Annotated in this window: 20 protein-coding genes; 9 read left to right on the top strand and 11 right to left on the bottom strand. The window is 72.4% G+C overall.

Features of this window, described 5'->3' with window-relative positions:
• Positions 1 to 16: 16 nt before the first annotated feature.
• The 4 genes from pepN to ABT296_RS14345 form a co-directional block, all read right to left on the bottom strand.
• A complete protein-coding gene (pepN, locus tag ABT296_RS14360; RefSeq protein ID WP_351926888.1) occupies positions 17 to 2,500 on the bottom strand; it encodes an aminopeptidase N in 2,484 nt (827 codons plus the stop codon).
• A 56-nt stretch (positions 2,501 to 2,556) separates the two neighbouring features.
• A complete protein-coding gene (locus ABT296_RS14355) occupies positions 2,557 to 3,090 on the bottom strand; it encodes a response regulator (protein ID WP_351926886.1) in 534 nt (177 codons plus the stop codon).
• 141 nt (positions 3,091 to 3,231) lie between these two features.
• Positions 3,232 to 3,582: a chorismate mutase gene (locus ABT296_RS14350; protein ID WP_351926884.1), complete on the bottom strand. Its 351-nt coding sequence runs from the start codon at positions 3,580 to 3,582 to the stop codon at positions 3,232 to 3,234.
• Between the two features lie 194 nt (positions 3,583 to 3,776).
• Positions 3,777 to 4,577, bottom strand: coding sequence for a S1 family peptidase (locus ABT296_RS14345; RefSeq protein ID WP_351926882.1), 801 nt, complete (start codon positions 4,575 to 4,577; stop codon positions 3,777 to 3,779).
• 162 nt (positions 4,578 to 4,739) lie between these two features.
• Here ABT296_RS14345 and ABT296_RS14340 point away from each other — a divergent pair, with 162 nt between their 5' ends.
• Entirely contained in the window at positions 4,740 to 5,615 is an 876-nt protein-coding gene (locus ABT296_RS14340; protein WP_351926880.1) for a hypothetical protein, read from the top strand.
• Positions 5,616 to 5,780: 165 nt separating this feature from the next.
• Here the strand turns inward: ABT296_RS14340 and ABT296_RS14335 are convergent, their stop codons facing one another.
• Positions 5,781 to 6,686, bottom strand: a complete 906-nt coding sequence (locus ABT296_RS14335; protein WP_351926879.1) for an SDR family oxidoreductase — start codon at positions 6,684 to 6,686, stop codon at positions 5,781 to 5,783.
• A complete protein-coding gene (locus ABT296_RS14330) occupies positions 6,683 to 7,432 on the bottom strand; it encodes an SDR family oxidoreductase (RefSeq protein ID WP_351926877.1) in 750 nt (249 codons plus the stop codon). Before ABT296_RS14330 ends, ABT296_RS14335 begins: the two co-directional genes overlap by 4 nt.
• A gap of 77 nt (positions 7,433 to 7,509) precedes the next feature.
• Here ABT296_RS14330 and ABT296_RS14325 point away from each other — a divergent pair, with 77 nt between their 5' ends.
• The 4 genes from ABT296_RS14325 to ABT296_RS14310 are packed head-to-tail and all read left to right on the top strand — an operon-like array spanning position 7,510 to position 10,831.
• Positions 7,510 to 8,253: an enoyl-CoA hydratase family protein gene (locus ABT296_RS14325; protein WP_351926875.1), complete on the top strand. Its 744-nt coding sequence runs from the start codon at positions 7,510 to 7,512 to the stop codon at positions 8,251 to 8,253.
• A complete protein-coding gene (locus ABT296_RS14320; protein WP_351926873.1) occupies positions 8,254 to 9,072 on the top strand; it encodes a CoA transferase subunit A in 819 nt (272 codons plus the stop codon).
• On the top strand, positions 9,069 to 9,785 hold the full coding sequence (locus ABT296_RS14315) for a CoA-transferase subunit beta (protein ID WP_351926871.1): 717 nt from the start codon (positions 9,069 to 9,071) through the stop codon (positions 9,783 to 9,785). Before ABT296_RS14320 ends, ABT296_RS14315 begins: the two co-directional genes overlap by 4 nt.
• Complete coding sequence (locus ABT296_RS14310; protein ID WP_351926869.1) at positions 9,785 to 10,831, top strand: NAD(P)H-dependent flavin oxidoreductase; 1,047 nt, start codon at positions 9,785 to 9,787, stop codon at positions 10,829 to 10,831. The genes ABT296_RS14315 and ABT296_RS14310 overlap by 1 nt, the downstream gene beginning before the upstream one ends.
• A gap of 46 nt (positions 10,832 to 10,877) precedes the next feature.
• On the opposite strand, the gene ABT296_RS14305 is transcribed toward ABT296_RS14310, so the two are convergent.
• Genes ABT296_RS14305 through ABT296_RS14295 form a run of 3 tightly spaced genes read right to left on the bottom strand, consistent with a single transcriptional unit; the run spans position 10,878 to position 13,474 of the window.
• Entirely contained in the window at positions 10,878 to 12,035 is a 1,158-nt protein-coding gene (locus ABT296_RS14305; protein WP_351926867.1) for an acetyl-CoA C-acetyltransferase, read from the bottom strand.
• Positions 12,036 to 12,061: 26 nt separating this feature from the next.
• Positions 12,062 to 12,673, bottom strand: a complete 612-nt coding sequence (locus tag ABT296_RS14300; protein WP_351926865.1) for a TetR/AcrR family transcriptional regulator — start codon at positions 12,671 to 12,673, stop codon at positions 12,062 to 12,064.
• Between the two features lie 15 nt (positions 12,674 to 12,688).
• The gene (locus ABT296_RS14295) at positions 12,689 to 13,474 is read right to left on the bottom strand and encodes an SDR family oxidoreductase (protein WP_351926863.1); all 786 of its coding nucleotides are present in this window, start codon (positions 13,472 to 13,474) and stop codon (positions 12,689 to 12,691) included.
• Positions 13,475 to 13,523: 49 nt separating this feature from the next.
• Between ABT296_RS14295 and ABT296_RS14290 the strand changes: the two genes are divergently transcribed.
• Complete coding sequence (locus tag ABT296_RS14290) at positions 13,524 to 14,663, top strand: acyl-CoA dehydrogenase family protein (RefSeq protein ID WP_351926861.1); 1,140 nt, start codon at positions 13,524 to 13,526, stop codon at positions 14,661 to 14,663.
• Complete coding sequence (locus ABT296_RS14285; RefSeq protein ID WP_351926859.1) at positions 14,663 to 15,913, top strand: acyl-CoA dehydrogenase family protein; 1,251 nt, start codon at positions 14,663 to 14,665, stop codon at positions 15,911 to 15,913. Before ABT296_RS14290 ends, ABT296_RS14285 begins: the two co-directional genes overlap by 1 nt.
• A gap of 20 nt (positions 15,914 to 15,933) precedes the next feature.
• Here ABT296_RS14285 and ABT296_RS14280 read toward each other — a convergent pair whose 3' ends face one another.
• On the bottom strand, positions 15,934 to 16,662 hold the full coding sequence (locus ABT296_RS14280) for a vWA domain-containing protein (RefSeq protein WP_351926857.1): 729 nt from the start codon (positions 16,660 to 16,662) through the stop codon (positions 15,934 to 15,936).
• Between the two features lie 150 nt (positions 16,663 to 16,812).
• Between ABT296_RS14280 and ABT296_RS14275 the strand changes: the two genes are divergently transcribed.
• The gene (locus ABT296_RS14275; RefSeq protein ID WP_351926855.1) at positions 16,813 to 17,724 is read left to right on the top strand and encodes a rhomboid family intramembrane serine protease; all 912 of its coding nucleotides are present in this window, start codon (positions 16,813 to 16,815) and stop codon (positions 17,722 to 17,724) included.
• The gene (locus ABT296_RS14270; RefSeq protein ID WP_351926852.1) at positions 17,721 to 18,620 is read left to right on the top strand and encodes a chitosanase; all 900 of its coding nucleotides are present in this window, start codon (positions 17,721 to 17,723) and stop codon (positions 18,618 to 18,620) included. Before ABT296_RS14275 ends, ABT296_RS14270 begins: the two co-directional genes overlap by 4 nt.
• A gap of 4 nt (positions 18,621 to 18,624) precedes the next feature.
• On the opposite strand, the gene ABT296_RS14265 is transcribed toward ABT296_RS14270, so the two are convergent.
• Positions 18,625 to 19,614: a glycoside hydrolase family 113 gene (locus tag ABT296_RS14265; protein WP_351926850.1), complete on the bottom strand. Its 990-nt coding sequence runs from the start codon at positions 19,612 to 19,614 to the stop codon at positions 18,625 to 18,627.
• Positions 19,615 to 19,623 lie beyond the last annotated feature (9 nt).

Raw genomic sequence — 19,623 nt, 5'->3', positions numbered from 1 at the left:
CTCCCGTCGCGTGGGGTTACTGCTGTCGCACGCGCAACGCGCGGCTGAGGTCGTCGAGTTGGTCGGTCAGCTTGCGGCGCAGTGCGGGGATGAGGTTCGGGTCGTCGAGGGTGGCTTCGCCGAGGCGGAGTGTCTCGGTGTCGACGGCGTGCACGGGGAAGGCCCAGCGGCCGAGGACGTCGGCGATGGCGGGGCCGCGGCGGTCCGCGACGGCGACGGCGTCGGTGTAGAAGCGGGCGACGTACGGCTGGAGGAGTTCGGCCTGTTCGGGTTGCCAGAAGCCCTGGGCGGTGGCGGTGAGGAGGTAGTTGGAGAGGTCGTCGCCGTTGAACATGGCGTCCCAGGCGCGGGCTTTGGAGTCGGGGTCGGGGAGGGCGGCGCGGCAGCGGGCGGCGCCTTCCTGGCCGGTGGCGCTGGGGTCGCGTCGCAGTTCGGCGGCGATGGTGGCTTCGTCGGTCTCGCCGAGGACGGCGAGTCGGCCGAGGATGCGCCAGCGCAGGTCGGGGTCGAGTTCGGGTCCGCCGGGGACGGTGCCGTCGGCGAGCCAGGTGGCGATGGGTTCGGGGTGGGTGGCGGCGTCGATGCAGTGGCGTACGGCGATGAGGCGCAGACCGGGGTGGTCGCCGTCCTCGGTGCGGCGGATGAGGTCGCGGCACAGGGTGGTGAGGGTGGTGAGGGCGGCGGGGCGCTGTTCGGGGGTGAGGTAGCGGTCGGCGACCTGGGTGGAGGCGAAGCCGAGGACGCCCTGGACGAGGGCGAGGTCGGTTTCCCGTGGGAGGTGGGTGCGGGCGGTGTCGAGGTAGGCGGTGGCGGGGAGTTCGCCGTCGCGTACGGCGTCCCGGAGGGCGTTCCAGACGACGGCGCGGCTGAGGGGTTCGGGGAGTCCGGACAGGGCGGTGCGGACGCCGTCGAAGGAGTGCGGGTCGAAGCGGACCTTGGTGTAGGTGAGGTCGCCGTCGTTGAGGAGGAGCAGGGTGGGGCGTTTGCCGATGGGCTGTGGTTCGTGCTGGGGGATGTCGAGGTCGAGGCGTTCGCGCAGGGCGAGGTGGTGGCCTTCGTCGGCGATGTCGAGGTCGTAGAGGCCCACGGTGATGCGGTGGGGGCGGCTGCCGGTGTGCTGGATGTGGAGGGTGTGGGTGCCGTCGGTGCCGCGGGTGACGGTGGGGGTGAGGGTGTCGACGCCGGTGGTGCGGAGCCAGGCGTCGGCCCAGGCGTGGACGTCGCGGTCGGTGTGGGCGGCGAGGGAGTCGATGAAGTCGGCGAGGGTGGCGTTGGCGAACCTGTGGCGTGCGAAGTGGGTGTTGATGCCGGCGAGGAAGTCCTTCTCGCCGAGCCAGGTGACGAGTTGGCGGAGTGCGGAGGCGCCCTTGGCGTAGGAGATGCCGTCGAAGTTGAGGAGGGCGGAGGCGGTGTCGTCGACGGCTTCGGGTGCTACGGGGTGGGTGGAGGGGCGTTGGTCGGCGTCGTAGCCCCAGCCTTTGCGGACGACTCCGAAGTCGGTCCAGGTGTCGGTGAAGCGGGTTGCCTCGGTGAGGGTCTGGTAGCCCATGTACTCGGCGAAGGACTCGTTGAGCCAGATGTCGTCCCACCAGGCGAGGGTGACGAGGTCGCCGAACCACATGTGGGCCATCTCGTGGGCGATGACCATGGCGCGGGTCTGGCGTTCGGTGTCGGTGACGGCGGAGCGGTAGACGAATTCGTCGCGGAAGGTGACGAGGCCGGGGTTCTCCATGGCGCCGGCGTTGAATTCGGGGACGAACGCCTGGTCGTAGGAGTCGAAGGGGTAGGGCTCGTCGAACTTCTCGTGGTAGCGGTCGTAGCACTGCTTGGTGATCTCGAAGAGTTCGTCGGTGTCGGTGTCGAGGTGGGGGGCGAGGGAGGCCCGGCAGTGGAGGCCGAAGGGCAGTCCGCGGTGCTGGGTGGTGACGGAGTGCCAGGGGCCTGCGGCGACGGCGACGAGGTAGGTGGAGATCAGGGGGGTGGGGGCGGCTTTCCAGAGGCCGTCGGTGTGTTCGGTGATGCTGTTGGCGAGGACGGTCCAGCCTTCGGGGGCCTTGACGGTGAGGTCGAAGACGGATTTGAGGTCGGGCTGGTCGAAGGCGGCGAAGACGCGTTGGACGTCGTTCATGAAGAGCTGGGTGTAGACGTAGGTCTCGCCGTCGCTGGGGTCGGTGAAGCGGTGCATGCCTTCGCCGGTGCGGGAGTAGCGCATGGCGGCTTCGACGCGGAGTTCGTGGTCGCCGGCGGTGAGGTGCTCGAGGGGCAGGCGGTTGCCGTCGAGGGTCTCCGGGTCGAGGGGGTGTCCGTCGAGGGTGACCGAGCGCAGTTCCGCGGGCTTGACCTCGACGAAGGTGTCCGCGTCCGCGCGGGTGGTGAAGCGGATGACGGTGGTGGAGTCGAAGGTCTCGTCGCCGGTGGTGAGATCGAGTTCGATCGTGTAGCGGCGGACGTCGAGGAGTTGGGCACGGGTCTGCGCTTCGTCGCGCATCAGTACGGACATGCAGGACATGCTGCCTGATGGGCGGGGTCGGGCACAGGGGCGGATCGGTACGCGGTCTATGTCCTGTCCTGCGCCGGGCGGGCGCCGGTGGTGTCGCGTTGCGGGGGTACGCGGGGGTCGGGGCGGGGTGCGGCGGGTGTGCTGTCGGCTTCGTGGGGTGCGGTGCGGGCGCGGAGTTCGCGGATCTCGGCCTGGAGGGCGCGGTGGCGCTGGTGGGTGTCGTAGAGGTAGCGGACTTTGGTGCGCAGGACCCAGGGGTCGATGGGTTTCATGACGAGGTCGGCGACGCCGAGGTGGAAGGCGGTGGAGGTGAGTTCCTGGTCGGGGCCGAAGCCGGTCAGGAGAATGACCGGAATGTGTTGGGTCTGTTCGAGGCGGCGCATGTAGCGGACGACGTCGAGTCCGCCGGCGTCGGGTTGGCGGACGTCGAGGAGGAGGAGGCCGACGTGTCCGCGCAGGACCTGTTTGAGGGCGTCGTCCGCGGTGGTGGCGCGGCTGAGGTGGTGGCCGAGGGGGGCGAGTGCGCTCTCCAGGGCGTAGAGGGTGTCCTGGTGGTCGTCGACGATGAGGATTTTGGCGTCCGGCTCCATGGCGTGACGTCCCTCCCGCAGGGCGCGACCGGCTCGGGTCCGTGGCGCTGACGGGGTGTGCCCGCCGGCTGACGAGGAGTGCACAGCGCAGCATGCCCGCTGGGGGTGGGCCGTGTCACGCGCGGGGAGGGTCGGGGGTCGTCAGTCGGCCGTGGGCGGGTCGGGGTGGTTGGTGTCCTCGGCGATGCTTTCGTGGTGGCGGATGACCTCGGCGATGATGAAGCCGAGGAACTTCTCGGCGAAGGCCGGGTCGAGTTTGGCGTTCTCGGCGAGGGTGCGCAGGCGGGCGATCTGGCTGGCTTCGCGGGTGGGGTCGGCGGGCGGCAGCTGGTGGGCCGCTTTGAGGTGGCCGACCTGCTGGGTGCACTTGAAGCGTTCGGCGAGCATGTGGACGACGGCGGCGTCGATGTTGTCGATGCTGTCGCGCAGGCGGGCGAGTTCCGCGCGGACGGCGGGGTCGACGTCACCGGTGGTGGTGTTGCTGGTGGTCATGGGCGTGAAGCCTACGGTGCGGGGGGTGGGTGGCTCTTCGGCGGATGGGCTGGTTCCGGTGTGGCTGCGCCTCGCCGTGCCGGGTGCCTCTACGGAAGCGGGCCGCACGCCCCCTCCCTGTGGAAGGGGGCGTGCGGCCCGTGGTGCCGTGTGCCGGGTGGCGCCGGGTGCCGGTGCCGTGCCGTGCCGGGTGCTCAGAGGGCCGACGCGGCCCGGGCTATGTCGGCGGCGAAGGTGTTCACCTGGGTGTAGACGCCGGGCACGGCCGCGCGGGCGCAGCCGTCGCCCCAGCTGACGATGCCGACCTGGATCCACTTGCCGGCGTCGTCCTTGCGGAACATGGGGCCGCCGGAGTCGCCCTGGCAGGTGTCGACGCTGCCGCGGGTCCAGCCGGCGCAGATCTCTTCCTTGGCGACCAGGCGGTTGCCGTAGTGGCGCTTGCACACGCGGTCGGCGACGAACGGCACGGTGGCCTTGAGCAGCTTGTTGCTGCCGGTGCCCGCGCTCTCCCGGGTGTCGCCCCAGCCGGCGATCGTGAACATGCCGCGGTTGTAGCGGTCGGTGGTGGCGAGCTTCAGGGTGGGCTTGTCGATCGGCTTGGCGAGCTTGACGAGCGCCCAGTCCTTGCCGGTGCCGTCGTAGCCGGGGGCGACCTTGACCTTGGTCGACTTGACCTTGATGGCCGCCGAGGAGTTCAGGTCGTTGACGCCGGCGGTGACGGTGATGCGGGTGTTGTTGCCGGAGCCGTCCATGCAGTGGGCGGCGGTCAGGACGACGTCCTTCTTGTACAGCGCCCCGCCGCAGCCCATCGAGAGATGGACCATGAAGGGGAACTCGCTCTGTACCGCGGGCGTTCCTCCCACGACGCGGGTGTCCGCGGCCTGGGCGGCGCTCAGGGGCTGGAGGGAGGCGACGGCGAGGGTGACGGCGCCGAGGGCCGCGGCCCTTCTGGCAAGGGTCAGGCCGGCGCTTCTCTTGGGCTGGTTATGGGTCAACGCATGTCCTTTCGTGGGGGGTTGGGCGGCCCGCAGTATGAGGATCAAGGCGGGGTGATGGCAAGGACGGATCTCACGCACCCGCGAGGGAACCCGCCCGGGGAAATATCCCTCACATCCCCGTAGAGTGGATGGGGGTTCAGGCGTCTTGGGGGTTGGGACGTGACGAGCGGCGGACCGGTCGAGCACGGCTACCCGCACCTGGAGACGGTGCGGGCGGCGATCACGGCCCTGTACAAGCGGTTGTCGAACGACACCGTCCGGACGTTCGCGAGCAGTGTGGTCCCGGCCGACGTGGCCTTCTGCGACACGGACGATCTGCATCTGGGGGCGCAGCGGGTGGCCCGGGAGCTGGTGCGGCACTATCGGCTGCCGGACGCGCGGATCATCGTGAGCTTCCGTGAGATGACGCATGCGGCGAACGTCGAACTCGCCGCGGGGCCCGAGTACTTCGTGGAGTTGAACGACCGGTTCCGGACGCATCGGCGGGATATCGGGGCGGCGTTGGCGCACGAGATCATGCATGTGTATCTGCACCGGCTGGATCTGTCGTTCCCCGGTACCCGGGACAACGAGATCCTCACGGACACGGCGACGGCGTATCTGGGGGCCGGGTGGCTGCTGCTGGACGCGTACCGGGAGGACGGGGCGTCGTCGCAGAAGCTGGGGTATCTGACGCCGGAGGAGTTCGGGTACGTGCTCGGCAAGCGGGCGTTGGTCTTCGGTGAGGATCCCTCCGTGTGGTTCACCAGTGCGCAGGCGTACACGGCGTACGGGAAGGGGCTGGCGGAGGCCCGGCGGGACGGGGAGCGGCCGCCGTTGGTGGCGGCGGGGTGGGCGGGGCGGCGGCGGTATGCGCGGGACCGGCGGCAGGGGGGTGGGGTGGGGGCGGGGTATTCGTTCAGTGCGGATGGTGGGGGGCGGTTGCGGGTCTCGTTTCCTTGTCCTACCTGTCAGCAGCGGATTCGGGTGGCTGTGGCGGGGCGGGTGCGGGTGCGGTGCGGGTTGTGTCGGACGGTTCTGGAATGTGACACGTAGGACTTCTCTGGGTGCGCTTCGGGGCACCGGGGGTGCGGGTGTTCTTTGGCAGGTGCGGGCTCGTTGTGGCTGGTCGCGCAGTTCCCCGCGCCCCTGGGGTGAGGGCGCGCGCTGTCCGTGCGGTGGCAACCGGGGGTCTTGGTGGTCGCGGGGTGGGGGCGGAGTCTATTGTCCGTAGACCGGGGCTGGTTGTGGGGCCTTTGCTAGGAGGGCTCGGGTTGTTTCGCCTGCCTCGGTCGGGGTCCAGCGGGTGGGGTTGGTGGTGGTGGGGCCTCTGTGCCAGCCATTCATTACCGTGATGCGGCCGCCTTCCGCTTCGAAGACTCTGCCGGTTACTCCGGTGCAGGCTGTTGAGCCGAGCCAGACGACGAGGGGGGAGACGTTCTCCGGGGCCATCGTGTCGAAGCCGGTTTCGGGGGGTGCCATGCGGTCGGCGAAGGTGCGTTCCGTCATCCTGGTGCGGGCGGCGGGGGCGACGGCGTTGACCTGGACGCCGTAGCGGGCGAGTTCGGCGGCCGCCACCAGGGTCAGGGCGACCACGCCGGCCTTGGCGGCGCTGTAGTTGCCCTGTCCCACCGCGCCCAGCAGCCCAGCGCCGCTGCTGGTGTTGACGATCCGGGCCGCCGGGGGCCGGCCCGCCTTGGTCTCGGCGCGCCAGTGGGCTGCGGCGTGCTTCAGTGGCAGGAAGTGCCCCGTGAGGTGGACGCGGACCACGGCGTCCCACTCCTCCTCGTCGAGGTTGACCAGCATCCGGTCCCGGAGGAACCCGGCGTTGTTGACGAGGGTGTCGAGGCGGCCGTAGGTGTCGAGGGCCGTGCGGACGAGGGAGGCGGCGCCCGGTGTCGTGGCGATGTCGGCACCGTGGGCGACGGCTTCGCCGCCGGCGGCGCGGATCTCGGCGACGACGCGGGCGGCGGGGCTGTCGGCGTCGGGGGTGCCGTCGAGGCCGACGCCGAGGTCGTTGACGACGACGCGGGCGCCCTCCGCGGCGAAGGCGAGCGCGTGGGCCCGCCCCAGTCCCCGGCCCGCGCCGGTGACGACGACGACCCGTCCTTCGCAGATGCCGTTCATGATGCGGCTCCCTTCGTCGTCGGTGCCGCCGCGTCGAGGAAGGCGGGCCGTTCTCCGCCGCCGTGGACGTGGAGGCTCGCGCCGGTGATGTAGGCGGCGGCGTCGGAGGCGAGGAAGACGGCCGCCGCGCCGACGTCGGCCGGTTCGGCGAGCCGGCCGAGGGGGACGGTGCGGGCGACGGCCGCCAGGCCGCTGGGGCCGCCGTAGTGCAGGTGGGACAGTTCGGTGCGGACCATGCCGACGACCAGGGTGTTGACGCGGACCTCGGGTGCCCACTCGGCCGCCATGGAGCGGGCGAGGCTGTCCAGTCCCGCCTTGGCCGCGCCGTAGGCGGCGGAGCCCGGGGAGGGGCGGTGGCCGCTGACGCTGCCGATCATCACCACGCTGCCCCGGGAGCGGCGCAGCAGGGCGTGGGCGGCGAGGGTGACCGTGAGGGGGGCGAGGAGGTTGAGCTGCACCACGCGCGCGTGCCGTTCCGCGTCGGCGTCGGTGAGCAGCCGGTAGGGGGTGCCGCCCGCGTTGTTCACCAGGACGTCCAGCCGGGGCAGGGCGGCGAGGAAGCGGTCCACGGACGCCGGGTCGCGGACGTCGAGTGGGTGGAACTCGACGCCGGGTGCGGGGACTTCGGGTGGTCTGCGGGCGCCGGCGACGACGTGGGCGCCGGCGCGGGCGAGGGCGTCGGCGATGCCGGCGCCGACTCCGCGGGTGCCGCCGGTGACGACGGCGAGCTTCCCGTTCAGGTCCATCCGATGGCTCCCGTTCCGTTCGTTCCGCTGCTACCTTCCACCTAACAAACGTTAGGTGGAAGGTAGCTGATGCGCCCATGAGTGTCTCCACCTCGTCCCCGGAAAACGGGATCCGTCTCGTCACGGTGGACCGTCCGCCCGTCAACGCCCTGCCGGTGGACGCCTGGTTCGCGCTGGCCGACGCGGTGCGGGAGGCGGGCCGGGATCCACGGGTGCGGTGCGTGGTGCTGGCGGCGGCCGGCCGGGGATTCAACGCGGGCGTGGACATCAAGGAGCTCCAGGGCAGCGGCGGGAACGCGCTCGTCGGGGTCAACCGGGGCTGCTACGAGGCGTTCTCGGCCGTGTACCGGTGCGAGGTGCCGGTGGTGGCTGCGGTGCAGGGCTTCTGTCTCGGCGGGGGTGTGGGGCTGGCCGGGAACGCGGACGTGGTCGTGGCCAGCGAGGACGCCGTCTTCGGGCTGCCGGAGCTGGACCGCGGTGCCCTGGGCGCCGCCACCCACCTGGCCCGGCTGGTCCCCCAACACCTGCTGCGCGCCCTGTACTTCACCGCGCGGACGGTGTCGGCGGCCGAACTGCACGCGCACGGTTCGGTGTGGCGGGTGGTGCCGCGCGAGGAACTGCGGGAGGTGGCGCTGGAGTTGGCGCGGGAGATCGCCGCCAAGGACGGCGAGCTGCTGCGTCTGGCGAAGGCGGCCCTCAACGGCATCGATCCGGTGGACGTGCACCGCAGTTACCGCTTCGAGCAGGGCTTCACCTACGAGGCGAGTGTCAGCGGTGTCGGGGACCGGGTGCGGAACACCTTCGGACAAGGCGGTGGCTGAGTGAGGGACCAGGTGGACAAGACGCTCACCGCCGAGGAGGCGGTGTCCCGGCTCGCCGACGGCATGACCCTGGGCATCGGCGGCTGGGGCTCCCGCCGCAAGCCGATGGCCCTGGTGAGAGCAGTGCTCCGGACCGGGATCACCGATCTCACGGTCGTCTCCTGCGGTGGACCGGACGTCGGCATGCTCGCCGCCGCCGGACGGATCCGCCGCCTGGTCGCGCCGTTCGTCACCCTCGACTCCATCCCCCTGGAGCCGAACTACCGCGCGGCCCGGGAGCGGGGCGGGCTGGAGCTGACCGAGCTCGACGAGGCGATGTTCCTGTGGGGGCTGCGCGCCGCCGCGCACCGGATGCCGTTCCTGCCGGTGCGCACCGCACTCGGCTCGGACGTGATGCGGGTCAACCCGGCGCTGCGCACGGTGACTTCGCCGTACGAGGACGGGGAGACGTTCGTCGCGGTGCCGGCGCTGCGGCTGGACGCGGCCCTGGTGCACGTCAACCGCGCGGACCGGCGGGGCAACGGCCAGTACCTGGGCCCCGACCCGTACTTCGACGACCTGTTCTGCGAGGCCGCCGACGCCGCGTACGTGTCCTGCGAGCGGATCGTGGACACCGCGGAGCTGACGAAGTCGGGGGCGCCGCAGACCCTGCTGATCTCGCGGCACACCGTGACCGGGGTGGTCGAGGCGCCGAACGGCGCGCACTTCACCTCCTGCGCCCCCGACTACGGGCGGGACGAGGCCGCGCAGCGGGAGTACGCGACCACGCCCTGGGAGCAGTACGCCGGGCGCCTGCCGCACGCACCGGAGGAGCGATGACCGTCACCCGCGCCGAGTACTGCGTGATCGCCTGCGCCGAGACCTGGCGGGGCGCCGGGGAGGTCCTGGCCAGCCCCATGGGCCTGGTCCCCTCCGTGGGCGCCCGGCTGGCACGGCTGACGTTCGCGCCGGAGCTGCTGCTCACCGACGGGGAGGCGATGCTGGTCGCCGCGGACGGCACCGTGGAAGGCTGGCTGCCCTACCGGCGCCATCTGGACGTGGTCACCGGGGGGCGGCGGCACGTCATGATGGGCGCGAGCCAGATCGACCGCTTCGGCAACCAGAACATCGCGTGCGTCGGACCGTGGGAGAAGCCGCGACGGCAGCTCCTCGGGGTGCGGGGGGCTCCGGTCAACACCCTGAACAATCCCACCAGTTACTGGGTGCCCCGGCACTCCCGGCGGGTCTTCGTCGAGCGCGTGGACATGGTGTGCGGGGTCGGTCACGACCGGGCCGCCGGTGCCCGTCACCACCGGCTGGGGCGGGTCGTGTCCGACCTCGGTGTCTTCGACTTCGACACCCCCGACCGGTCGATGCGGCTGGCGTCGCTGCATCCCGGGGTGAGCGTGGAGGAGGTCCGGGAGGCGACCGGTTTCGCGCTGACGGTCGCGGACGAGGTGCCGTACACGCGTGAACCCGCCCCGGACGAGCTGCGGTTGATCCGCGAGGTGATCGATCCGGCGGGCAGCCGGGCGCGGGAGGTGGACCGCTGATGGAGACGGCGCTCACCCGGCTGGTCGGGGTCCGGCATCCGCTGGTGCAGACCGGGATGGGCTGGGTGGCCGGGCCCCGGCTGGTGTCTGCGGCGGCGAACGCGGGCGCGCTCGGCGTGCTGGCCTCGGCGACCATGTCCGTCGACCGGCTGCGGGAGGCGGTCCGGGAGGTCAAGTCCCGTACGCCGGAGCCGTTCGGGGTGAATCTGCGGGCGGACGCGGGGGACGCCGGGGACCGGGTGCGGGTGATCGTCGAGGAGGGGGTGCGGGTCGCGTCGTTCGCGCTGGCGCCCTCGGCCGAGCTGATCGCCGAGCTGAAGGGGGCGGGAGTGGTGGTGATCCCGACCGTCGGGGCGCGGCGGCACGCCGAGAAGGTGGCCGCCTGGGGCGCGGACGCGGTGATCGTGCAGGGCGGTGAGGGGGGCGGGCACACCGGGGAGGTGGCGACGACGGTGCTGCTGCCGCAGGTGGTGGACGCGGTGCGGATCCCCGTGGTGGCGGCGGGCGGCTTCTTCGACGGGCGGGGGCTGGTCGCGGCGCTGGCCTACGGTGCCGCGGGCGTCGCCATGGGCACCCGGTTCCTGCTGACGTCGGACTCGACGGTCCCGGACGCCGTCAAGGCGCGCTATCTGGCGGCGACGGTCCGGGACGTCACCGTCACCAGGGCGGTGGACGGGCTGCCGCACCGCATGCTGCGCACGGAGCTCGTCGACGCGCTGGAGCGGTCCGGGCGGGCCCGGTCCCTGCTGCGGGCGGTGCGGCGGGCGGCGGCCCTGCGGCGGCTGTCCGGGGTGGGCTGGCACCGGATGCTGCGGGACGGGCGGGCCCTCAGACACGGCAAGGAGCTGACCTGGAGCCAGGTCCTGCTCGCCGCGAACACCCCGATGCTGCTGCGGGCGTCGATGGTCGAGGGCCGTACGGATCTGGGGGTGATGGCGTCCGGGCAGGTCGCCGGGGTGATCGAGGACCTGCCCTCGTGCCGGGAACTGGTCGACCGGATCATGTCCGAGGCGGGCCGCACCATGGGCACGCTGCCGCCCGCCTGACCGAGGCGAGCGGGTGGCGCGTACGCCGCGGGCTTTTCGCGGCCCCCTACAGCCGTTCGATGATCGTCACGTTGGCCTGGCCGCCGCCCTCGCACATCGTCTGGAGGCCGAACCGGCCGCCGGTGCGCTCCAGTTCGTGCAGCAGGCTCGTCATCAGCCGTACGCCGGTGGCGCCCAGGGGGTGGCCGAGGGCGATGGCGCCGCCGTTGACGTTGACCCGGGCGGGGTCCGCGCCGGTCTCCTTCAGCCAGGCCAGGACGACGGGTGCGAAGGCCTCGTTGATCTCGACGAGGTCGATCTCGTCGATGGTCATGCCGGTCTTCTTCAGGGCGTGCGCGGTGGCCGGTATCGGCGCCGTGAGCATGCGGATCGGGTCCTCGCCGCGCACCGACAGGTGGTGCACGCGGGCCCGGGGGGTCAGCCCGTGTTCGCGGACCGCCCGCTCGGAGGCGAGGAGCATGGCCGCCGCTCCGTCGGAGACCTGGGAGGAGCAGGCGGCGGTGACGGTGCCGCCGTCGATGACCGGTTTGAGCGCGGCCATCTTCTCCAGTGAGGTGTCGCGGCGCGGGCCCTCGTCGGCGGTCACCTCGCCGAGGGCGACGAGTTCGCGGTCGAAGCGGCCCTCGTCGAGTGCGCGGACCGCCCGCTGGTGGGAGCGCAGGGCGAACTCCTCCTGGTCGCGGCGGCCGATGCCCCATTTCGCGGCGATCATCTCGGCGCCGGCGAACTGGTTCACGGGCCGGGAGCCGTACCGGGCCTTCCAGCCCTCGCTGCCGGCGAAGGGGCCCTCGGTCAGTCCGAGCGGTTCGGCGGCCTGCCGGGTGGCGAAGGCGATCGGGATCATCGACATGTTCTGCACGCCGCCGGCGACGACCAGGTCCTGGGTGCCGGAGAGGACGCCCTGGGCCGCGAAGTGCACGGCCTGCTGGGAGGATCCGCACTGCCGGTCGACGGTGACGCCCGGCACCTCCTCGGGCAGTCCGGCGGCCAGCCAGCAGGTGCGGGCGATGTCCCCGGCCTGCGGGCCGACGGCGTCGAGGCAGCCGAGGACGACGTCGTCGACGGCCGCCGGGTCGATGCCCGCGCGGGCCACGAGTTCCTTGAGGGCGTGCGCGCCGAGGTCGGCGGGGTGGACCCGGCCGAGCCCTCCCCCGCGCCGCCCCACGGGCGTGCGGACCGCTTCGACGATGTAGGCCTCGGCCATGACGACTCCCTCTCCCGGGGTGGGCGTTATGTGCGTACGGCGATCCCGTCCAGCACCATCGACAGGTACTGCCGGGCGATCTCCTCCGGGCTGTGGTGTCCGCCGGGCCGGTACCAGGACGCGGCGACCCACACCGTGTCCCTCACGAACCGGTAGGTGAGCCGGACGTCGAGGTCGGCCCGGAAGACCCGGTCCTCGACCCCGCGTTCCAGCGTGGACAGCCACGCCTTCTCGAACCTCAGCTGGGACTCGGCGAGGAACGCGAACCGCTCCTGCGCCACCAGTTGCTTGCTCTCCTTCTGGTAGATCGCGACGGCGGCGCGGTGCCGGTCGATCTCCCGGAACGACTCGGTGACCAGTGCTTCGAGGGTCTCGCGCGGGCCGCGGTCGGCGCCGAGGACGGTGTCGTAGCCGTCCCAGAGCTCGTCGAGGAAGGTGCGCAGGATCTCCTCCAGCATCGATTCCTTGGAGTCGAAGTGGTAGTAGAGGCTGCCCGCGAGCATGCCCGCGTGGTCGGCGATCTTGCGGACGGTGGTGGCGTTGTAGCCCTGCTCGGCGAAGACCTCGGCGGCTGTGTCGAGGAGTTCGCGGCGGCGCGCGGGCGCGGCCGTCACCTGGGGCTTCTTCTTGGTCGGCACGGTTCCATTCTCGTCCTACGGATGCTGTCCGCTGACGGAGACGACCTCTCCGGTCAGATAGGAGGAGTAGCCGGACGCCAGGAAGACGATCGTGTTGGCGACCTCCCAGGGTTCGGCGTACCGGCCGAGGGCCTCGCGTGCGGTGAGTTCGGCGAGGAGTTCGGGCGAGGTCACCTTCACCAGGTGGGGGTGCATGGCGAGGCTGGGCGCGACGGCGTTGACGCGGACCCCGTGAGCGGCGGCCTCGATCGCGGCGCAGCGGGTCAGGGCCATCACGCCGGCTTTGGCGGCGGCGTAGTGGGCCTGGCCGGCCTGGGCGCGCCAGCCGAGGACGGAGGCGTTGTTGACGATCACTCCGCCGGGTCCCCGCATCCGGCGCAGGGCGGCGCGGGTGCAGCGGAAGGTGCCGGTGAGGGTCACGTCGAGGACTTTCGACCACTGGTCGTCGCTCATGTCGACCAGCGCCGAAGTCCCGCCGAGCCCGGCGTTGTTGACGACGACGTCGAGGCGTCCGTGGTCGGTGAGGGCGGTGTCGAAGAGGGCGGCCACCTGGTCCTCGTCGGTGACGTCGCAGGGGACGGCGGTGACCCGGTCGGCGCCGAACTCGGCGGCGAGTACGGCCTGATGCTCCTTGAGACGTCCGGTGTGGGCGTCGCTGACGAGTACGCGGGCGCCCTCCTCCAGGAAGCGGCGGGCGGTGGCCCCGCCGATGCCCGTGCCGGCGGCCGCCGTGATGACGGCGGTGCGTCCCTTCAGCAGCCCGTGCCCCGGGACGTACGCGGGGCTCTCGACGCCTGTCATAGGGGCACGCTAACCTACCAAACACTTGTTAGGGAAGGAGTGGCGGCCGATGGATCTCACGTTCACCGAGGAGGAGACGGCCCTGCGCGCCGAGGCCCGGGCCTGGCTGCGCGAGCGGGTGCCGGCCCGGCCGCTGCCCTCCCTGGAGACCGAGGAGGGCTTCGCGGCGCACCGCGTGTGGGAGGCCGAACTGGCCGCGGACCGCTGGTCGGTGGTCGACTGGCCGGTGGAGTACGGCGGCCGGGGCGCCTCGCTGGTGCAGTGGCTGCTGTTCGAGGAGGAGTACTACGCGGCCGACGCGCCCGGCCGGGTCGGGCAGAACGGCATCGGGCTGCTCGCGCCGACCCTGTTCGACTTCGGCACCCCCGAGCAGCGGGCCCGGGTGCTGCCGCCGATGGCGACCGGTGAGGTGGTCTGGGCGCAGGCGTGGTCGGAGCCGGAGGCGGGCTCGGACCTGGCGTCGCTGCGGGCCCGGGCCGAACGTACGGCGGGCGGCTGGCTGCTTACGGGGCAGAAGACCTGGTCGTCCCGGGCCGCCTTCGCGGACCGCGCGTTCGGCCTGTTCCGCAGCGACCCGGACGCGCCGGGACCCCACGAGGGCCTGGTCTACCTGATGTTCGACCTGCGGGCCCCCGGGGTGACGGTCCGCCCGATCCGCCGGCTGGACGGCAGACCGGCCTTCGCCGAACTGTTCCTGGACGAGGTCTTCGTCCCGGACGAGGACGTGGTCGGCGAGCCCGGCCAGGGGTGGCGGATCGCGATGTCCACGGCGGGCAACGAACGGGGGCTGAAGCTGCGTTCACCGGGCCGCTTCCTGGCCGCGGCCCAGCGGCTGCTGCGGCTGTGGGAGGCCAGGGGGCGGCCCGCGGCACAGCGGGACCGGGTCGCCGACGCCCTGATCGGCGCCCGCGCCCACCAGTTGCACACCTACGCCGCCGCCTCCCGCGTCCGGGACGGCGAGCGGCTGGGCGCCGAGTCCAGCCTGAACAAGGTCTTCTGGTCGGAGTTCGACCTCGCCCTGCACGAGACGGCCCTCGACCTGCTCGGCGAGGAGGGCGAGCTGGCGGACTCCGCCTGGGCCGAGCGGTACGTCTTCGCCCTCGCGGGCCCGATCTACGCGGGGACCAACGAGATCCAGCGGGACATCATCGCCGAGCGGCTGCTGGGCCTGCCCAGGGGGCGGCGCTGATGCGGTTCCTGCCCGACCGTGAACAGCGGGCCTTCGCCGCCTCCCTGGACGCGATGCTGAGCCGCGCGGACACCCCGGCCGTCGTACGGGAGTGGAGCCGGGGCGAGCACGCGGTCGGGCGGGCGCTGTGGGCGCGGCTCGCCGGGGCCGGGGTGTTCTCGCTCGCCGCCGGGGAGGAGGCCGGCGGGGTCGGGGTGCGGCCCGTGGAACTCGCGCTCGCGTTCGTGGAACTGGGCCGGCACGCGGTCCCCGGCCCGCTGGTGGAGACCGTCACCGCGGCGCTGCTCCTCCCCGACGCGAAACTCACCGAGCGGCTGGTGACGGGCGAGACGATGGCCACGGTGGCCCACACCGGCACACCGCCCGCCGACACAGGGGCGGGCACGGGCCCCGGCACCGGAGCGGGCGCGGGCCCCGGCACCCGAACCGGCGCCCCCCGCACGGAACCCGGCACCTCCGGCGACGGGCCCTGCACCGGAGTCGGCACCCGACCCGGCACCCCCGGTGACGGCACCGGCACCGCCGACACCGGGCCCGGCACCCCCGGCGCCAACCCCGACACCGAACCCGGCACCCCCGGCGCCAACCCCGGCACCCCCAACACCGAACCCAGGACCCCCCGCGCCAACCCCGACACCCCCGGCACCGAACCCCACACCGGCCCCTACGCCCTCGACGGCGACGCTGCCGGCCTGTGGCTCGCCCTCACCCCCGCGGGCCTGTTCCGGTGCTCCGGGCACGGCCCCGTGCGCCGCTCGCTCGACCTCGCCCGGCGGCTGACCGCGCTGGAGGGGCCGGAACCGCTCCCCTTGGGCCCGTCCGCGGCGCGAGCCGTACCGCTCGCCCGGCTGGTCACCGCAGCCCAGGCCCTCGGCGTGGGGCAGGCCCTGCTCGACCGGACGGTCGAGCACGTCCGTCGGCGGACCCAGTTCGGCGTCCCCGTCGGCTCGTTCCAGGCCGTCAAGCACCGGCTCGCCGACGCCGAGGTCGCCCTCGCCTTCGCGCGCCCCCTCGTCCTCGGTGCCGCCCTCACCCTGGCCCCCGCCGAGGTCGCCGCGGCGAAGGCGGCGGCCTGCGAGGCCGCGTACGCGACCGCGCGCACCGCACTGCAGTTGCACGGCGCGATCGGCTACACGGCGGAGTGCGACCTGTCGCTGTGGCTGACCAAGGCGCGCGCCCTGCGCACCGCCTGGGGCAGCCCCGAGGAGTGCCGCGCGGCCGTGCTCGGTGCCGGTGACCGCCGCTGGTGACCCGCCGCGGCGAAGGAACGTCAGGCGCCCGGAGGCAGGATGCCCTGGGCCCGGGCGGCCGCCAGCCACTGGGGGAACTCGCCGACCAGGCGGTCGTAGAGGTCGGCGTCGGAGACCTTGCGCGGGTCCTGGCCGGCGTGGAAGAAGCCGGCGTTGTCCACCGCCCGCTTGTCCGGCACGGACAGCTCGTCGAGCTTGCGCAGATAGTCGAACTGCTTGCTGTTCGGGTCGCCGAAGCCGATGAACTGCCAGAACAGCGGCAGCCGGGCGGCCTTGCACAGGTACCGTTCCGCGGCGAGCTTGTTGATCGGGCCGCCGTCGGTCTGGAAGACGACCAGGGCGGGCTCGCGGGAGCCGCTGTCGAGGTAGTGGTCGATGACGGCGTCCATGGCCAGGTGGTAGCTGGTCTTGCCCATGTGTCCGAGCCCGGCCACGATCCGGTCGACGCGGCCCTGGTGGTCGGCGAGGGCGATGTCGGTCTCGGCGTCGACGTCGGTGGAGAAGAACACCACCGGCACCCGTCCGTCGTCGTCGAGGTGCGCGGAGAGCCCGAGGACGCGGTCGGCGAGCGCCTGCACACTGCCGTCCTTGTAGTAGGGCTTCATCGACCCTGAGTAGTCGACCACCAGGTAGACCGCGGCGCGCAGCCCGTCCAGGCCGTGCTTGGTGAGTGACACCCCGGCGCTCCTGTACGCGTCGACCAGCGCGGGCGCCGTCTCCTGGACCTTGCTGAGGCTGATCGCGGCCATCCGGTTTCCCCCTTGATCTCGACCGTCAGGCTGCCGAGGCTACGTCACTGCGGACCCGCCTCTCCCGGCATGCCCGGCTGTTGGTTATTTTGTTCGCCGCCGCCCCCACCGGCTCACAGCCCGTCCACATGCGTTTCGAGGAGAGCCGGCTTGGAACCCGAGTCCGCCGTCACGACCTGCTACCGCCATCCCGCGGTGGAGTCGTACGTCCGCTGCACGCGCTGCGAGCGGTTCATCTGCCCGGACTGCATGCGTGAGGCGGCCGTGGGCTACCAGTGCGTGGAGTGCGTCCGGGAGGGGGCCAGGTCGGTCCGGCAGGCGCGGACCGTCGTCGGCGGCCGGATCTCGGGCCCGCCGGTGGTGACGATCGCGCTGATCGCGGTGAACGTGCTGGCGTATCTGGCGGAGGTGCTGCGCCCGTCGATCGTGGAGCGGTTCTCGCTGGTCGGGGCGCGGATGCTGGGCCCGGACGGCGGCTACTACGTGTACATGTCGCCGCAGCCGGAGGGGTTCCGGGCCGAGGGTGTCGCCGCCGGGGAGTGGGAGCGGCTGATCACCAGCGCGTTCCTGCACCTGGAGCCCACCGACGGCGTCTTCGGGCTGATGCACATCGTGATGAACATGTTCTCTCTGTGGACGCTGGGCCGGGTGGTGGAGCCCATGCTGGGGCGGTCCCGGTATCTGGCGCTGTACCTGCTGTCGGCGCTCGGCGGGTCGGTCTGCGCGCTGCTGCTGGCCGATCCGGGGCAGTCCTCGCTGGGCGCGTCCGGGGCGGTGTTCGGTCTGGGGGCCGCGTACTACGTGGTGGCCCGGCGGATCGGCGCCGACATGCGCGGGGTCAACCGGTTCATGGGGTTCCTGCTGCTGTGGCTGCTGCTGTCCGCGGGGCTGACGTCCTGGCAGGGCCATCTGGGCGGGCTGCTGACGGGCGGGGCGGTGGCGCTGGCGTACGCGTACGTACCGCGTGGTCCGCGGCGCACGCCGATCCAGGTGGCGGCGTGCGCGGGGGTGCTGGTGCTGCTGATCCTGGCGGCGGCGATTCGAGTCGGAGGGCTCACATGAAACGTAAGGGAATCCTGGCATTCGCGGCGGTGCCCGTCGTGCTCACGGCGGGCGCGTACTTCCTGATGCCCACCGACTCGGCGCGGAGCCCGGACAGCGCCATACCGGTGGCCGAGCTGGCCCGTGAGGAGGCCAAGGAGCGGGCGGAGTCGGAGCGGGCCGCGGACGAGAAGACGATCGCGAGCCTCCCGCCCGGTCTGGCGGCGGCCGACGAGAAGGAACTCGCGCTGAAGGTCACGGCCTCCGCCGAGTTCTCCAGCCTGAACTGGCGGCTGGGCTACGCCAGCGTGGAGGACAACGGCGACGGGTGCGGCTACACGGCCGGCGTCGTCGGCTTCTGCACCGGCACCCACGACCTGCTCGCGCTGGTGGAGCGGTACACCGAGAAGTACCCGGACAACGCGCTGGCCCGCTATCTGCCCGCCCTGCGCGAGGTGGACGGCACGGACTCGCACGAGGGTCTGGAGGGGTTCCCGGCGGCGTGGCGGGCGGAGGCGAAGCAGCAGGCGTTCCGTGACGCTCAGGACGAGGAGCGCGACAGCGTCTACTTCGACCCCGCGGTCCGGCTCGCCAAGCTGGACGGGCTGGGCACGCTCGGGCAGTTCATCTACTTCGACGCGATGGTGCTGCACGGCCCGGACCTGAGCGCGAACGGCTTCTACGGTCTGCGGGAGCGCGCGCTGCACGAGGCGAAGCTGCCCGCCAAGGGCGGTTCGGAGAAGGCGTACCTGGACATCTTCCTCGACATCCGCAAGCAGGCCATGCTCCGCAAGAAGGCCACCGCGGACACCTCGCGCATAGACACCGCGCAGCGGGAGTGGCTGTACAACGGCAACCTGGACTTCGGCACCCCGCTGACCTGGCGGATGTACGGGGAGCCGTACCGGCTGCCCTAGGACCCTAGTCGGCGGCCCATGCCTCCTTGAGGACCCGCTCGGCGGGTTTGCCGTGGGGGGTGTAGGCGAGGTGGGCGGGGGTTTCCGCGCTGTCGGGCCAGTCGTCCCACATCCACCAGCAGACGCCGGCCCACCAGGGGCGGCCGGTGAAGGTGTCCAGCAGGGCCCGGTAGGCGGCGGCCTGTTCGGCGGCGCCGGGGCGGGTGCTGACCGTCCAGTCGTAGGGGGCGGTGGTCGTGCCGTGCTGGCTGACGTAGCCGGCCTCGGTGAACAGGATGCGCCGGCCCTGTTCGCGGGAGTAGGCGGCGAGGCTCTCGCCGATGGGTTTCCAGGCCCGGCGCAGGCGGTCGCCGGAGTCGGTGGGGCGGTCGGAGAGCGGCCAGTAGGCGTCGATGCCGATCAGGTCCAGGTCGCGCCAGAACCGGATGTGCCGGTACTCGTCGTAGTTGGCGGCGTAGGTGAGGGTGCCGTCGTAGCGTTCGCGGACCGCGGTGACGACCTCGCGCCAGGCGTCGCGGTCGCCGGAGACGCCGGCGAGTTCGGTGCCGACGGCGAGCATCTCGGTTCCGGTGTCGGCGGCGAGGGCGGCGTAGTGGGTGATCAGGCGGCGGTAGGAGGCGAACCAGGCGGCGCGGTCGCGGGGGCGGATCTCGGCGCGGTCCACGTCGCCGGGCAGGTCGACATGGGGTTTGATCATCACCTTCAGGCCGAGTGCGTGGGCCCGCTCCACGATCCGGCGCAGGCTCGCGTCGTCGGCGGTCTCCTCGGTGCGTCCGACGGCGGAGTCGGCGGGGTGTTTCTGGTACCAGGTAGGGGTGAAGGTGACCCAGCGGGCCCCGGTGGCGTGGATGTCCCGCAGATAGCGGTCGGCGTCGGGGCTGTCGTAGTCGGTGCGGTACCACGAGGGCAGGGTGATGCCGCGGATCACGGGCGTCTCCTGGGACGGCTGGGACGGCGCCCGGCAGCCGGCGGCGAGGAGGACCGCCGCCGTCACAACGGCGGT

The organism is Streptomyces sp. NPDC000983 (assembly GCF_040299205.1).
Taxonomy (GTDB): domain Bacteria; phylum Actinomycetota; class Actinomycetes; order Streptomycetales; family Streptomycetaceae; genus Streptomyces.
This window is presented reverse-complemented; position numbering and strand designations above follow the sequence as displayed.

Excerpts from the sequence above, each read along its gene's own strand:
- pepN (WP_351926888.1), bottom strand. The coding sequence starts at position 2,500 with ATGTCCGTACTGATGCGCGACGAAGCGCAGACCCGTGCCCAACTCCTC.
- ABT296_RS14355 (WP_351926886.1), bottom strand. The coding sequence starts at position 3,090 with ATGGAGCCGGACGCCAAAATCCTCATCGTCGACGACCACCAGGACACC.
- ABT296_RS14350 (WP_351926884.1), bottom strand. The coding sequence starts at position 3,582 with ATGACCACCAGCAACACCACCACCGGTGACGTCGACCCCGCCGTCCGC.
- ABT296_RS14335 (WP_351926879.1), bottom strand. The coding sequence starts at position 6,686 with ATGAACGGCATCTGCGAAGGACGGGTCGTCGTCGTCACCGGCGCGGGC.
- ABT296_RS14330 (WP_351926877.1), bottom strand. The coding sequence starts at position 7,432 with ATGGACCTGAACGGGAAGCTCGCCGTCGTCACCGGCGGCACCCGCGGA.
- ABT296_RS14325 (WP_351926875.1), top strand. The coding sequence starts at position 7,510 with ATGAGTGTCTCCACCTCGTCCCCGGAAAACGGGATCCGTCTCGTCACG.
- ABT296_RS14315 (WP_351926871.1), top strand. The coding sequence starts at position 9,069 with ATGACCGTCACCCGCGCCGAGTACTGCGTGATCGCCTGCGCCGAGACC.
- ABT296_RS14310 (WP_351926869.1), top strand. The coding sequence starts at position 9,785 with ATGGAGACGGCGCTCACCCGGCTGGTCGGGGTCCGGCATCCGCTGGTG.
- ABT296_RS14305 (WP_351926867.1), bottom strand. The coding sequence starts at position 12,035 with ATGGCCGAGGCCTACATCGTCGAAGCGGTCCGCACGCCCGTGGGGCGG.
- ABT296_RS14295 (WP_351926863.1), bottom strand. The coding sequence starts at position 13,474 with ATGACAGGCGTCGAGAGCCCCGCGTACGTCCCGGGGCACGGGCTGCTG.
- ABT296_RS14290 (WP_351926861.1), top strand. The coding sequence starts at position 13,524 with ATGGATCTCACGTTCACCGAGGAGGAGACGGCCCTGCGCGCCGAGGCC.
- ABT296_RS14285 (WP_351926859.1), top strand. The coding sequence starts at position 14,663 with ATGCGGTTCCTGCCCGACCGTGAACAGCGGGCCTTCGCCGCCTCCCTG.
- ABT296_RS14280 (WP_351926857.1), bottom strand. The coding sequence starts at position 16,662 with ATGGCCGCGATCAGCCTCAGCAAGGTCCAGGAGACGGCGCCCGCGCTG.
- ABT296_RS14270 (WP_351926852.1), top strand. The coding sequence starts at position 17,721 with ATGAAACGTAAGGGAATCCTGGCATTCGCGGCGGTGCCCGTCGTGCTC.